Source organism: Rhodococcus parequi (genome assembly GCF_046042785.1).
Lineage (GTDB): Bacteria > Actinomycetota > Actinomycetes > Mycobacteriales > Mycobacteriaceae > Prescottella > Prescottella parequi.
Genome location: NZ_JBDLNV010000006.1, coordinates 1 through 12,917, shown reverse-complemented (window position 1 = coordinate 12,917; position 12,917 = coordinate 1). Strand labels below are relative to the sequence as shown.

The window sequence follows — 12,917 nt, the reverse complement described above, 5'->3', positions numbered from 1 at the left end:
GCGAGCGGCGCGGGCGGACCGTGGGGAAAGCTTTGCGACTCAGATCTTCACGACCTTCGCGGTCGGGATGGGATGCGAGTCGGCCTTGATCCACCGCATCGCCCACGTGCCTTCCGCGTGACCGTCGGTGCTGATCCAGTTTCCGTAGCCGGGGTCCTTGGCCGCGACGACGATGGTGAGAGTTCCGTCGTCGTTGAGCTTGGCGGTGTGGTTGTTGATGTAGATGTTCGAGCGGTGGTAGTCGAGGGACTCCACCCAGAAGTTCTGGAGCACGAAGTTGTAGTACTCGCAGTTCGGGATCTCGGTTTCGATCACCCACGCTTCGTCCTCGGCGAGCTTCCAGTAGCCGTGGAAGTAGAAGATCGTCGGGTCGCCACCGGCGTTCTGGAAGTAGTCCTGGCCCCAGTCGAAGATCTCGTTGGCGTGCGGCATGAACTTGCGCGACCACTCGAGGAAGGTGCCGGCGGTGCCACGGAACATACCGATGGCCTTGTCCAGTCGCTGGCCGATCTCCTCCGGCGCCAGGGGGACGAACTCGCCGTCGGGATTCAGGCACTCGATGGACAGTTCGGCGATCACCTCGTTGCGGCGGTCCTTGTACGTCTGCCGGACGGAGATGAGGTTGCTCTCCGGATCCATCGGCAGCCAGGCGGTGCCGTCCGCCGGCTTCTCCGAGCTCGCGATGAACTCGAACCGACCGTGCTCGTCGACCTCGAGATCGTGTATATGCAGGTCACCGGTCTGCATCATGGTGCCGTCGATGTGGTACCGATTGATCCGTGACCCGAACGTCACGAGCGGCACCGTGCCGCGGGTGCCCGTGATCCGATACGTGTACTTGCCGGAGATGTTGGCGCGCATGTAGACGTTGTCCGGGTTGTCGGCGCCGATCTTCGTCATCATGTTCGGGTTCGGCGCCGACGTGAACTGGGGCCAGCGCGGATCGGTGTACTCGACGCAGTTGATCGTCGAGTAGCGAAGCAGACGTGAGAGGTAACGCACGCCCTCAGCCTGCGTCAGCGGATCCTGCGGCACGATCGGGTCCGACAGGATCTCCCCGACGTCGAGCAGGTCGTTGCAGAACTTCTCCCAAGTGGCGTTCATCGTGAATTCCTATCCGTGGCAATGGGTCAGTGAATGGCGAACTTCGCGTCGACCTCGGCGGCAGTGACGCCGAAGTCCTCGAGCGAGTACTTGTGCGACGGCCGCCGGTGCTCGGCGAGGCTGGCCTCGTGGGCATCGGCGATCGCGCGGCGCGCCTCGTCGGAGAACGGCATGGCGAACTGTGTGTAGACCTTCTCGGCCGTCCCGATCGGGTCGGCCACGAAGTCCCGGTAGTCGATGTCGATGAACTGCTCGGGGTTGTGGCGCGCCCGGGCCTCGTGGAAGTTCGCGTTCCCGCGCGCCCACAGATCCAGCTGGGTCCGTCCGATGGTCTTGCGGTCGAAGGCCTTCGACATGCCGTGCCCGCCCTGCTCGGCGAGGCTGAAGGTCGACGCCATCGAGGTGTGCGGGTCACGGAAGGTGCGAACGAACAGCGCATCCGGGAAGACCTTCAAGATGTCGTCGATGGCGAAGACGTGGCTCGGGCTCTTGAGCACCCAGCGGCGATCACGATCGTTCATACCGATGAGCTGCAGGTTCTTCTTGTACCGGGCATACGTCTCGGTCCAGTCCTGCTTCGCCAGCCATTCCGTGTACGACGGCACGTACGCGATGGTGTCGAACGAGGTCGACAGCATCGTCTGCTGGAGCAGTCGCCAGCATTCCTCGACCTCCTCGGCGCCCATGAAGTGCACCTTCATCAGGTCGGCCTCGTTCGCCTGACGCGCCCGGTAGAAGGCGTCACAGCGGAGGAAATCGGGGTTCTCGGACCAGCTCTCACGAGCGGGACGGGGCTGCGGCGCCTCGGCCAGCCACATCTCGACGCCCTGGTTGGCCGGGTCCGCGCTGAGGAGGCGATGCAGCGCGGTGGTGCCGGTGCGGGTCAGACCGCACATGAAGATCGGGCGCTCGATCGGGACGTCCACGTGCTCGGGGTGCCGCGCGAACCTGGCCTCGCTGGCCAGCCGCCCGGAGAGGGCGCCGACGATCATCTTGCGCGCGATGATCTTTCCGTGCGGCGTCAGATCGGCCTCGTTCTCGAACGAATCGAGGAGGACGCGTAGACCCTCCAGGTATTCATCGCTGCCGAAGTCGTCGTACCCGGTCGCCTGCCGGGCCTCAGCGTGCAGCTCCTCGATGGAGCCGACACCGTCGATCTGCTGTGTCATCGATGTTTCCTTGTCGTTGGTAGGTCAGTGGTGCGTGTGCCCGCAGTTGACGTCGACGCACTGGCCGGCGATGGCCCGCGCGTAGTCGGACGACAGGAACACCACGGTGTTGGCGATGTCGTCGGGTTCGGGCAGTCGGCGCAGGTCGGTGTCCGCCGCTACCTCGTCGTAGACCTGCTGGAACGGAACGTCCCGTGCCGCTGCCTGCTTCTCGAACATCCGCTTGACGGAGTCCGCCCAGATATAGCCCGGAGCAACCGAATTCACCCGGACGCCGAGCGGACCCAACTCCACCGACAGGCCGCGGGCGAGAGCGAGCAGGCCGGACTTCATGATGCGGTAGGCGCCCATGCTCGGGAGCTGATTGCGCAGCACCACCGAGTTGATCATGACCACCGAGCCCTGGGACTCGATCAGGGCGGGCGCGAGCTTGCGCGTCAGGTCGAGTGCCGCCAGCAGGTTGATGTCCATGCCCTGACGCACCGAGTCGAACTCCGCGTCGAGCAACCGCTCGTGGGGCGGCTGGACGAAGGCGTTGTTGACGAGCGCGTCGACCCTGCCGAACTCCGACAGTGCGGCGTCCGCCAACGCGGACACCGACTCGCCGTCCGTGAGGTCCGTCGGGACGCACAGCGCGGTGCCGCCCAGCGCGCGTACCTCGTCCGCCACCGCGGTCAGTCGGGACTCGGTCCGGGCCGCCAGGACCACCTTCGCCCCGGCCAGCGCGCTGCGCACGGCGATCGAACGCCCCAGCCCGGGGCCGACTCCCGACACCACGACGACCTTGTCCTCGAGCATGGGCAGCGGCTTCGGCGTCGCGCTCACAGTAGTCTCGGCGGTCATACCAGCGCCTCCGGATCCAGCACCACACTGAGCGACACGATCTTGCAGTTCTCGTCGAACTCGAAGAGATCCGTGGACGCGAAGTCCGGAATGCCCTCGCGGTGGACGCGCAACTGCATCGCGGCGAACCGCCCGGTCACGGTGATCGGTGACAGCAACGTCACCGTGAACGGAACCTGCGCGTTCTTCTCGTCGAACGCCCGGATCTCCGCGAGGCCCCGGTAGGTCCTGGCCCCGAGGGGTTCGTGCTGCACGGCTCCCTCCGCGAACAGGTCGACGAGCTTGTCGACGTCGTGGTTGCCCAGGTGTTCGACGTACGACTGCACCACTGCGCAGATCTCAGATCGGTTCGGCAAGAATCTCTCCTTCATGTTTCGGTGGAACACTCGGTAGAACTCTCTGTGGTGCAGTGCGTTTCGGAGTCAGCTGATGACGCCTCGTTCGCGGAGCACCTCGACGATGCGGTCGGCGGCCTGCTCGGGCGCCAGGTCGGTCGTGTCGATCCGGACGTCCGGCGACGCAGGAGTCTCGTAGGGGGAGTCGACGCCGGTGAAGTTGGAGAGTTCACCGCGCCGGGCCTTCCGGTAGAGCCCCTTCGGGTCGCGCTCCTCCGCGACCTCGATCGGCGTGTCGACGAACACTTCGCAGAATCGGTCGGATCCGATCAGTTCGCGGGCGGCATCGCGCTCGGCCCGGAACGGGGAGATGAACGACGCGAGCACGATCAGGCCGGCGTCCGCCATCAATCGGGCCACCTCGGTGACCCGGCGGATGTTCTCCACCCGATCGGCCTCGGTGAAGCCGAGGTCGCGGCCCAATCCGTGCCTCACGTTGTCGCCGTCGAGGAGATAGGTGTGGCACCCGAGGGCGTACAGCCGACGTTCGAGCGCGTTGGCGATGGTCGACTTCCCCGACCCCGACAGCCCCGTGAACCAGACGATCTGCGGGCGATGACCCTTGAGCAGCGAGCGGGCCTCGTCGTTCACGTCGACGGACTGCCAGTGGATGTTGTCGGACCGGCGCAGGGAGTGCGCGATCATTCCCGCGCCGACGGTCGTGTTGGTCAACCGGTCGATGAGGATGAAGCCGCCTGTGTCGCGGTTGTCCACGTAGGGGTCGAACGGCACCGGCCGGTCGAAACTGATGTTGCAGACGCCGATCTCGTTGAGTGCCAAAGTGTTGGTGGCGGTCTGCTCGAGCGTGTTGACGTTGACCTTGTACTTGGGCCGGGTGATCCGCGCCTGGACCGTCATCGTGCCGATCTGGCACACGTACGGACGCTCGGGCAGCATGTCGTGCTCGCCCATCCACACCAGTTGCGCCTCGAACTGGTCGGCCACGCACGGGAGCGCGTCCACGCCGGCGAGGACGTCGCCGCGGCTGACGTCGATCTCGTCGGTGAGGGTGATGGTGACGGACCGTCCGGCCACCGCCTCGTCGAGATCCCCGTCCATCGTCACGATCCGCTCCACGGTGGATTCGCGCCCGCTCGGCAGCGTGCGGACACGATCCCCGGGGCGCACGACCCCGCTCACGATCTGGCCCGAGAAGCCTCGGAAGTCGAGGTCCGGCCGATTCACCCACTGCACGGGCATCCGGAACGGAGCGGTCTGCACCGCATCCTCGATCTCCACCGTCTCGAGGTGATCGATCAGTGTCGGCCCCTGGTACCAGGGTGTATTCGGACTGCGGTCGGTGAGGTTGTCACCCATGTACGCGGACATGGGGATCGGAACGACGTGGTCCAGTCCGATGTCCGCGGCGAACGCCGCGTACTCGTCGACGATGGTCTCGAAGACCTCCTGCGAGTAGTCGACGAGGTCGAGCTTGTTGACGGCGAGGACCACGTGCCGGATACCCAACAGCGAGACGAGATACGAGTGCCGACGGGTCTGCGTCAGCACGCCCTTGCGCGCGTCGACGAGGATCACCGCGAGGTCGGCCGTCGAGGCACCGGTCACCATGTTGCGCGTGTACTGCTCGTGTCCGGGGGTGTCGGCGACGACGAACTTGCGTCGTTCGGTGGTGAAGTAGCGGTAGGCGACGTCGATCGTGATGCCCTGCTCACGTTCGGCCGCGAGACCGTCGACCAGGAGGGCGAAGTCGAGTCCCTCGCCCTGAGTGCCGACCTTCTTCGAATCGCTCTCGAGGGCGCTCAACTGGTCCTCGAACACCAGCTTCGATTCGTACAGCAGACGTCCGATCAGTGTGGACTTGCCGTCGTCGACGCTGCCGCACGTGATGAAGCGCAGCATGGACTTGGTCGCGTGGCGTTCGAGGTACTGCTCGATGTCGTCGGCGATCAGATTGGATGCGTGGGCCATCAGAAGTACCCTTCCTGCTTCTTCTTCTCCATCGAGGCACTGCTGTCGTGGTCGATCACTCGTCCCTGACGCTCGGACGTGGTGGTCAGCAGCATCTCCTGGATGACGTCGGTGAGGGTGGCGGCTGTCGACTCGACGGCGCCGGTCAGCGGGTAGCAGCCGAGCGTCCGGAAGCGCACACTGCGCATCTCGGGAACCTCGCCGGGGCGCAACGGCATTCGATCGTCGTCGACCATGATGAGCGTGCCGTCCCGTTCGACGACGGGACGCTTCGCAGCGAAGTAGAGCGGGACGATCGGAATGTCCTCCTGCCGGATGTACTCCCAGACGTCGAGCTCGGTCCAGTTCGACAGCGGGAACACCCGCAGCGTCTCTCCGGGCGAACGTCGGACGTTGTACATCCGCCACAGTTCGGGTCGCTGCTGCTTGGGATCCCAGCGGTGCTCCGCCGAACGCACCGAGAAGACCCGTTCCTTCGCGCGGGACTTCTCCTCGTCACGGCGCGCGCCGCCGAACGCCGCGTCGAACTTGTGCAGATCGAGGGCCTGCTTGAGCCCCTCGGTCTTCCACATGTCGGTGTGCGTCGACGAGCCGTGCGTGAAGGGATTGATCCCCTTCTCCACACACTCCGGATTCTGGTGGACGAGCAGATCGAAATCGCCTGCGGCGGCAGACTCGTCGCGGAGCTTGTACATCTCCTGGAACTTCCACGTGGTGTCGACGTGGAGCAGCGGGAACGGCAGGCGAGACGGGTAGAACGCCTTGCGGGCAAGGTGCAGCATCACTGCGCTGTCCTTGCCGACGGAGTACAGCATCACAGGGTTCTCACTCCCCGCGACGGCCTCGCGCATGATGTGGATGCTCTCGGCCTCGAGTCTCTCGAGGTGGGTCAGCGCACGGGTCATCGTGCAAGTACCTCCAGTGCTTTGCCCGCCCACTCGGGGCGGCAGATCAGTAGATCGGGCAACCAGGGGTTCTCCTGGTTGTAGACGAGTTCGGACCCGTCGATACGTGAAACATGAAGTCCGGCAGCGCGGGCAACGGCGACCGGGGCCGCCGAATCCCACTCGTACTGACCACCGGCGTGGGCATAGACGTCCACGTCGCCACGAACCACCGCCATCGCCTTCGCGCCGGCCGAGCCCATCTCGACCAGTTCGGCGTCCAGCGCGGCGGCCAACGCCATCACCGGTTCCGGACGTCGGGTCCGGCTGACGACGACGCGCGGCACGTCGCGCAGCGGCGGCAGGTCGACCGGACCGTCCAGCGTCGAGTACGTGACTCCGGCCGCCGGCATCGCGACTGCTCCGACGGTGAGTGTGCCGCGTTCGACCAGGGCGACGTGCACTGCCCAGTCTGCGCGGTCGGCTTCCCCGAACTCGCGGGTGCCGTCGAGCGGGTCGACGATCCACACCCGCTCGGCGCCGAGGCGGGCCAGATCGTCGGCACCCTCCTCGGAGAGCACCGCGTCGCGCGGGAACCGCTCGGCCAGGGCGCCGACGATGAACTCGTGGCTCGACCGGTCGCCCGCCGCACGAATCTCCGCGGCGTCGACACCGGGCATCGCCAGACGCTCCCGCAGCTCGAGCAGCAGTTTCCCTGCCTCCGTGGCAATTTCGACTGCCGATCGCGCGTCCGACCCGGCCCGGGAGACGGCGTCGGAAGTGGTGGGGGTCACGGCACGAGTGGTCATGGGAGTGACTGTAACCACAGAATGAACCATGTTCAATCCCAAAACGAACATTGTTCATTCTTGGTGGCGGAACGGGGACGCGGCTACGGTGTTGCGGTGGGTGAATCGAGCGGAGGATCGATCTACGGCGATGCGGAGGCTCGGCGGCGCCGCACGCTCGACGCGGCAGCAGCGCTGTTGGACGAGGGCGGGTATGCGGCGTTGACGATCCGGTCGGTCGCGAAGCGGGCCGGAACGAGCACCGGCCTCATCTACCAGTACTTCGCCGACAAACAGGACATCTTCATGGCGCTCCTCGACGAGAGCATCGTCGAGTCGACGCGGGCCGTCGCCGCGCTGCCACGCGACCGCGGCGTGGCCGCGCTGATCGCCGCGATCATCGACGAGTCCGCTCGCCGATGGGGACGTCTCGGACGCATGTCCCAGGTGTGGCGCGACGCCGAACGTGCCGCGGACGCGGGGCGCGAATCACTTCGCGCGGTGCATGATTCCGGAGATCGCTACGACGAGACCGTCTTCGAGGCTCTCACCGAGGCCGCGGCGAAGGAGGGTCGCGTTCTGCTGGACGAGACCGCGGTGCTGCCGTTTCTGCTGTCCGGCATGCAGGGCGTGGCCGCCAGCATCGTCAACGACTGGGCGGCCTACCTCGACTCCGACGAGTTCGCCCGGTTCTCGGCCGCCGCCCTCACCCGCGCGATCACCCGCACCGAGCCCTCCCCCTGACCCCGCGCTTTGCGCACTTGGCGCGCCCCGGACGGCCGGATCTTGACGACAAGTGCGCAAAACGCGGTCAGGAGGCGGCGGCCCAGGAGGCGAGGACCGTGCGGATGCCGGTGATCAGGGCCAGTGGCTGGTCGATCATCGTGTGATGGCCCGCGTCGGGGATCTCTGAGACGATGGCCGACGGGCCGAACCGCTCCCGCATCTCCTCCATCAACTCGTCGGGGACGATGCCGTGCTGCGCGCGGAAGTACGCGATGGGGCAGCGCGGCTCCGCGACCGCCAGCGCGTCACCGCCGGATCGGGTGAACATGGTGGGATCGAACTTCCATGACCAGCCACCGTCGACTGCCGTGAGCGACGTCTCGGCCACGTGCTCGCGCACGCACGGCACCGCCGCGTCCTGCGGCGGCACGAACCGGAACCGGGCGAGTGCCTCCTCCCGCGTCGGGTAGACCTTCTTGGGCCCGAAGGCGGCCTTCCGGCGGGCGGCCTCCTCCTCGGGCGTGCGCTGACGGATCGGCGAATCGACGATCTGTACGCCGGCCAGCCGATCGCCGTGCAGGTGCGCCGCGACGAACGACACGATGCCGCCCATGCTGTGGCCCACCACCACCGGAGCGCCCTCGATGCCCGACGCCGACGCCACCGCCGCCACCTCGTCCGCCCACTGATCGAGCGAGTAGCGCTCGCGGGTATCGCTGTCGCCGTGTCCACTCAGGTCGAGAGCGACGACGCGACGATCGCCCGCGAGCTGCGGCCCGATGTGGTCCCACCACCGCGAATGCGCAGCCCCGCCGTGCACGAGCACGAGGCCCGGCAGCCCCGGCGCGCCCCAGGCCCGGAATCGGATCATGGCGCCGTCGACGGCAACCTCGCCGATCTCCACCGGCGCGGCCAGCGCCTCCCGGAACCACCGCGGCGCCTGCGCGTGCTCGTCACTCATTCCTCGAACCTACTGAAGCCCGATCCCGGACCCGCGCCCAAGTAAGCTCGGGCCGTGTCGCAATCAGGTGCAGCCCCCCTCGCAGCGTCGCGGGTGTCCCCTGCCCGGCTGGCCGGCGGAACCGCTGTCGAGATGATCCTCGGGGCCGTCGTGGCCGCGATCGTCGCGGCGGTGGGACTGTTCGCCTTCGGTCGGGTGTCGTGGCCGGCGTTCCCGTCGTCGAACGTCACGCAGGCCGTCACGACGGTGGGACAGGTCGTCACGATCGCCGTACTTGCGTTGTGTGTCGTCCTCTTCCGCGCACGACGGTGGACCCGCGCGGCAACCGTGCTGTCGTGGGCCGGACTGTCCGGATTCGTGACGGTGACGCTCGGCATGCCCCTGAGTGCGACGAAGCTGTACCTGCACGGCATTTCGGTCGACCAGGAGTTCCGCACCGAATACCTCACGCGCCTCACCGATTCCGCCGCCCTGCACGACATGACGTACGCGGACCTGCCTCCCTACTACCCGGCCGGGTGGTTCTGGATCGGCGGACGCGTCGCGAACCTGCTCGGAATGGACGGCTGGGAGACCTTCAAGCCGTACGCGATCGCCTCGATCGCCGTCGCCGCGGTCCTCGCGCTCGTGTTGTGGACCAAACTGATTCGTGCCGACCGGGCCGTCGTCGTGGCGCTCGCGACCGCCGCACTGGTGATCGCGTACGCGTCGGCCGAACCCTACGGCGCGGTGATCGCCGTCCTCGTCCCGCCGGTCCTGGTACTGGCGTGGAGCGGACTGCACCGACCCGGCGAGACGGGTCGAGGCGGCTGGGGAGCCGTCGTCGGCACCGGCGCCTTCCTGGGTGTCGCCGCCGCGTTCTACACGCTCTATCTGGGGCTCTCGGCGTTCGCGATCACGCTCATGGCGCTCGTCGCGGCGGGACTCGCCGTCCGCGCGCAGGGTTCGTGGCGCGGTGCGGTCGATCCCTTGGTACGGCTGGTCGTCATCGCGGTGATCGCGGTCGTGATCGCCCTGACCGTCTGGCTGCCGTATCTGCTCGAGGCGCTCCACGGCGTCCCTGCCGACAGTGGAACCGCGACGCACTACCTCCCGGACGCCGGTGCGCGCCTACCGCTTCCGATGCTCCAGCTCTCCCTCGCCGGGGCGCTGTGCCTCCTCGGCACGATCTGGCTGGTGTTCCGGGTGACCTCGTCGCGTCGCGCGCAGGCGCTCGGGATCGGTGTGGTCGCGATCTACCTGTGGTCGCTCATGTCGATGGCGTTCACCGCGGTGGGCGGCACGCTCCTGTCGTTCCGCCTCGAACCGGTGCTCATCCTGCTGCTCGGCACCGCCGGCGTGTTTGGCTTCTTCGACTTCGCGCGCTGGCTGTTCCTCGCGACGAGCGAGAACCCACGGGTGAAGGCATCGATGGTCGTGGTCGGACTCGTCGGCCTGTTCGCCTTCGCGCAGAACATCCCCCAGGTGCTGTCGAACGACATCACCGTCGCCTACACCGACACGGACGGCGACGGCGTCCGCGGCGACCAACGCTCACCCGGTGCGGCCTCGTACTACGGCGACATCGACCGGACCATTCTGGAGCGACGCCCCGGCGAACGCCGCGACACCGTCGTGCTCACATCGGACACGAGCTTCCTCAGCTTCTACCCGTACTACGGGTTCCAGGCCCTGACGTCGCACTACGCGAACCCGCTGGCCCAGTTCCGGGAACGTTCCGCGGCGATCGAGAGCTGGACGGAGTTCGAGACACCCGACCAGCTCGTGGCCGCGCTCGACGAACTGCCGTGGCGCGCACCGAACGTGTTCGTCTTCCGCAAGAGCGCCGACGGCTACACCTTGCGCCTCGCCGAGGACGTGTACCCGAACGACCCGAACGTCCGCCGCTACAGCGTCTCGTTCCCCAAGGCACTGTTCGACGACCCGCGCTTCACCGTCGACGAGATCGGCCCGTTCGCGGTCGTGACGCGCGTCGGCTGATCCGGGACGAGGTGGTGACGGTCGGCCCGGCTGACCGTCACCGCTGCGACGATCACGCCCACGACGACCCCGATGAGGGTGTCGAGAATGCGGGTCATGCCGGCCTCCGGCGTGATCGGTGACGTGAACCCCGTGAGCAGAAGCGCCATCGGCGTCACGGCGAGCGACGTGAGCGCATAGTTCACCAGCACCAGGAGTTCGGCGGCAGTCTGCAGGACGATGACCGCGACCACGGCCTGCCAGAATCCCAGTGACGCCGCGATGAGCCCAGCCGCGATCACGGCGCCGCCGATGTTCCCGATCAGCCGCTGGATGCCCCGCTGGACGGTGTGGGTGAAATTGAGGCCCTGCAGCGCGGCGATCGCACCCATCGACGCCCACAGCGGGTGCCCGAGCCCGCACGCCCATGCGAGCCATCCCGCGGCCGCGGACGCCGCAGCGACTCGAATCGCGGTATGCCGCAGCGTGGCCGAGCGAACATTCGCACGCGCCACCTGGAGCAGCCGGGCGGGCACGGGAAGTTCGGTGCGACCGCTCGGTCGATCCCCCACACCACCGAGGCGCCCCGACCGCCTCACCTTCCGCAGTTCCCGCTCGTGACGGGCGATCTCGCGGATACGGGCGGCGTCGCCGTCGACGACCCAGGCATCGATCGCATCGTCGGCGGCATCGAGCAGCAGCGCGAGATCGTGGCCGTGACCGCGTCGTGCCCGCGAGTGTCCGCTGGCCGCCAGGACGTCACGTGCCCGCCCGAGCGCTGCCCGCGCCGCCGAAACCCGTTCGGCTCCGCGATGTTCGAGCGATCCGACGACGACGAGTGCCCGGGCCGCCGCGAGCCGCGCCGGGCCGAGCGGCAGGATCACACCCGGAAGCATCGCGGCGATCCACCCGACCACGACGCCCACCGCAGCGGCCGCCGTCACGGCCAGAACGTCGCTGGACGACGTCGAGTAGCCGGCAGCTCCGGTCGCCGCGAAGATGAGGATCACCGGGCCCGGCCCGGTCAGCTGGAAGGCGTTCATGAAGACGGAGGCGACGCCCGCAGCCAACGACAGGACGCCGATCAGCACGGCGGACGGTAGCGCCGCCGCACCCAACAGACCGCCGAAGGCGACGAAGCCGACGACCGCGACACCCACGAGCGCCAACTTGCCCGCCAGACGCGGATACGGTTCGTAGCGTCCGAACGCCGACGCCAACGCCCCCAGCGCCGCGAAGCCGGCCAGTTCCCGATAGCCGAGGAGGCTGGCCGCGACGAACACGACCGCCGTTGCGAGACCGACCCGCATGGCCGGCGCGATCGTCGCGTCCGCGGCGCGCAACTCGAACGCCCGGCGCCACGTGCTCGACGCCACGGTGTGCGCGAGGGCACCCCGGGTGTGGTCGAGTCGAGTGGCGTCGGAGGTCTCGAGTTCAGTCACTTCGACCAGTGTACGCGCATTAGTTCACGGGTAAAATACTAATGAAACGAAAAGTGGGCGTGGCTAGGATGAGGAAGTGGATCCGACCGTCAGTTTCGAGCCCGACTTCATCGACAAGGTCCGACAGGAGTGGGCGTCGACCTATCCGGACGTCGACACGTCCCCGATCGAGGTCCTCGGACGGATCACCCGGATCAGCTCGCAGGCACTGCACCGACTCGACCGGGCCCTGGGCCCCAGCGGGGTGTCGCGGGCCGAGTTCGAGGTGCTGTGCGCGCTGGCCCGCAGCGAACGCCCCCTGCGTGCCAGCGAAGTGACTGCGGTGACGATGGTGAGCGGAGCCGCGACGACCAAACACGCCGATCGGCTCGTGAAGCTGGGACTCGTGGAAAGGCAGCGATTCGAGCGCGACGGTCGCGTCGTCCTGCTCCGGGTGACGGATGCCGGCCGCGCGATGGTCGACGAGGAATTTCCGCGCCGGGTCGAGCGGGATCAGCAGTTGCTGCACGGACTCGACGACGACGAGCGAGCGGTCCTGGCCGGCCTCCTGCGACGGATCGCCCGGAACTCCGACGACGCCGAACGTCCGTAGACGTTCGCCTCGCCCCGGATCCAGTCGGCGACGGCGCTGAAAAAGGGGACGGAAATGCCGAAGGCCCCCACCAATACTGGTGGGGGCCTTCGGTTAACGGGTGTTCGGCGGTGTCCTACTCTCCC

The 12,917-nt window shown here is 67.5% G+C and carries 12 protein-coding genes; 3 read left to right on the top strand and 9 right to left on the bottom strand.

Going from position 1 to position 12,917, the window contains the following annotated elements:
- Positions 1 to 39: 39 nt before the first annotated feature.
- The 7 genes from ABEU20_RS17135 to ABEU20_RS17105 form a co-directional block, all read right to left on the bottom strand.
- Positions 40 to 1,104, bottom strand: coding sequence for a DUF1214 domain-containing protein (locus ABEU20_RS17135; protein ID WP_420165593.1), 1,065 nt, complete (start codon positions 1,102 to 1,104; stop codon positions 40 to 42).
- Positions 1,105 to 1,130: 26 nt separating this feature from the next.
- Positions 1,131 to 2,273 carry a sulfotransferase family protein gene (locus ABEU20_RS17130; RefSeq protein WP_420165592.1) on the bottom strand — a complete coding sequence of 381 codons (1,143 nt, stop codon included), beginning with the start codon at positions 2,271 to 2,273 and terminating at the stop codon, positions 1,131 to 1,133.
- Between the two features lie 24 nt (positions 2,274 to 2,297).
- On the bottom strand, positions 2,298 to 3,116 hold the full coding sequence (locus tag ABEU20_RS17125) for an SDR family oxidoreductase (protein ID WP_420165591.1): 819 nt from the start codon (positions 3,114 to 3,116) through the stop codon (positions 2,298 to 2,300).
- Complete coding sequence (locus ABEU20_RS17120; RefSeq protein ID WP_420165590.1) at positions 3,113 to 3,472, bottom strand: nuclear transport factor 2 family protein; 360 nt, start codon at positions 3,470 to 3,472, stop codon at positions 3,113 to 3,115. Before ABEU20_RS17120 ends, ABEU20_RS17125 begins: the two co-directional genes overlap by 4 nt.
- A gap of 66 nt (positions 3,473 to 3,538) precedes the next feature.
- Positions 3,539 to 5,440: a sulfate adenylyltransferase subunit CysN gene (cysN, locus tag ABEU20_RS17115; protein WP_420165589.1), complete on the bottom strand. Its 1,902-nt coding sequence runs from the start codon at positions 5,438 to 5,440 to the stop codon at positions 3,539 to 3,541.
- On the bottom strand, positions 5,440 to 6,345 hold the full coding sequence (gene cysD, locus ABEU20_RS17110; RefSeq protein WP_420165588.1) for a sulfate adenylyltransferase subunit CysD: 906 nt from the start codon (positions 6,343 to 6,345) through the stop codon (positions 5,440 to 5,442). The genes cysN and cysD overlap by 1 nt, the downstream gene beginning before the upstream one ends.
- Positions 6,342 to 7,133: a 3'(2'),5'-bisphosphate nucleotidase CysQ gene (locus tag ABEU20_RS17105; protein WP_420165587.1), complete on the bottom strand. Its 792-nt coding sequence runs from the start codon at positions 7,131 to 7,133 to the stop codon at positions 6,342 to 6,344. The genes cysD and ABEU20_RS17105 overlap by 4 nt, the downstream gene beginning before the upstream one ends.
- Before the next feature lie 96 nt (positions 7,134 to 7,229).
- Here ABEU20_RS17105 and ABEU20_RS17100 point away from each other — a divergent pair, with 96 nt between their 5' ends.
- Positions 7,230 to 7,856, top strand: a complete 627-nt coding sequence (locus tag ABEU20_RS17100; protein ID WP_420165586.1) for a TetR/AcrR family transcriptional regulator — start codon at positions 7,230 to 7,232, stop codon at positions 7,854 to 7,856.
- A 67-nt stretch (positions 7,857 to 7,923) separates the two neighbouring features.
- Here ABEU20_RS17100 and ABEU20_RS17095 read toward each other — a convergent pair whose 3' ends face one another.
- Positions 7,924 to 8,799 (bottom strand): alpha/beta fold hydrolase, encoded by an 876-nt coding sequence (locus ABEU20_RS17095; RefSeq protein ID WP_420165585.1) that lies wholly within the window; start codon positions 8,797 to 8,799, stop codon positions 7,924 to 7,926.
- A gap of 132 nt (positions 8,800 to 8,931) precedes the next feature.
- Here ABEU20_RS17095 and ABEU20_RS17090 point away from each other — a divergent pair, with 132 nt between their 5' ends.
- The gene (locus ABEU20_RS17090; RefSeq protein WP_420165947.1) at positions 8,932 to 10,779 is read left to right on the top strand and encodes a galactan 5-O-arabinofuranosyltransferase; all 1,848 of its coding nucleotides are present in this window, start codon (positions 8,932 to 8,934) and stop codon (positions 10,777 to 10,779) included.
- Here the strand turns inward: ABEU20_RS17090 and ABEU20_RS17085 are convergent.
- The gene (locus ABEU20_RS17085) at positions 10,686 to 12,200 is read right to left on the bottom strand and encodes an FUSC family protein (protein WP_420165584.1); all 1,515 of its coding nucleotides are present in this window, start codon (positions 12,198 to 12,200) and stop codon (positions 10,686 to 10,688) included. The genes ABEU20_RS17090 and ABEU20_RS17085 overlap by 94 nt on opposite strands.
- A gap of 76 nt (positions 12,201 to 12,276) precedes the next feature.
- Here ABEU20_RS17085 and ABEU20_RS17080 point away from each other — a divergent pair, with 76 nt between their 5' ends.
- Positions 12,277 to 12,792 (top strand): MarR family winged helix-turn-helix transcriptional regulator, encoded by a 516-nt coding sequence (locus ABEU20_RS17080; RefSeq protein WP_420165583.1) that lies wholly within the window; start codon positions 12,277 to 12,279, stop codon positions 12,790 to 12,792.
- Positions 12,793 to 12,917: the final 125 nt, after the last annotated feature.

What these genes read in the sequence shown, in the direction of transcription:
- ABEU20_RS17135 (WP_420165593.1), bottom strand. Translation starts at nt 1,104, where the DNA reads ATGAACGCCACTTGGGAGAAGTTCTGCAACGACCTGCTCGACGTCGGG.
- ABEU20_RS17130 (WP_420165592.1), bottom strand. Translation starts at nt 2,273, where the DNA reads ATGACACAGCAGATCGACGGTGTCGGCTCCATCGAGGAGCTGCACGCT.
- ABEU20_RS17125 (WP_420165591.1), bottom strand. Translation starts at nt 3,116, where the DNA reads ATGACCGCCGAGACTACTGTGAGCGCGACGCCGAAGCCGCTGCCCATG.
- cysN (WP_420165589.1), bottom strand. Translation starts at nt 5,440, where the DNA reads ATGGCCCACGCATCCAATCTGATCGCCGACGACATCGAGCAGTACCTC.
- cysD (WP_420165588.1), bottom strand. Translation starts at nt 6,345, where the DNA reads ATGACCCGTGCGCTGACCCACCTCGAGAGACTCGAGGCCGAGAGCATC.
- ABEU20_RS17105 (WP_420165587.1), bottom strand. Translation starts at nt 7,133, where the DNA reads ATGACCACTCGTGCCGTGACCCCCACCACTTCCGACGCCGTCTCCCGG.
- ABEU20_RS17095 (WP_420165585.1), bottom strand. Translation starts at nt 8,799, where the DNA reads ATGAGTGACGAGCACGCGCAGGCGCCGCGGTGGTTCCGGGAGGCGCTG.
- ABEU20_RS17090 (WP_420165947.1), top strand. Translation starts at nt 8,932, where the DNA reads ATGATCCTCGGGGCCGTCGTGGCCGCGATCGTCGCGGCGGTGGGACTG.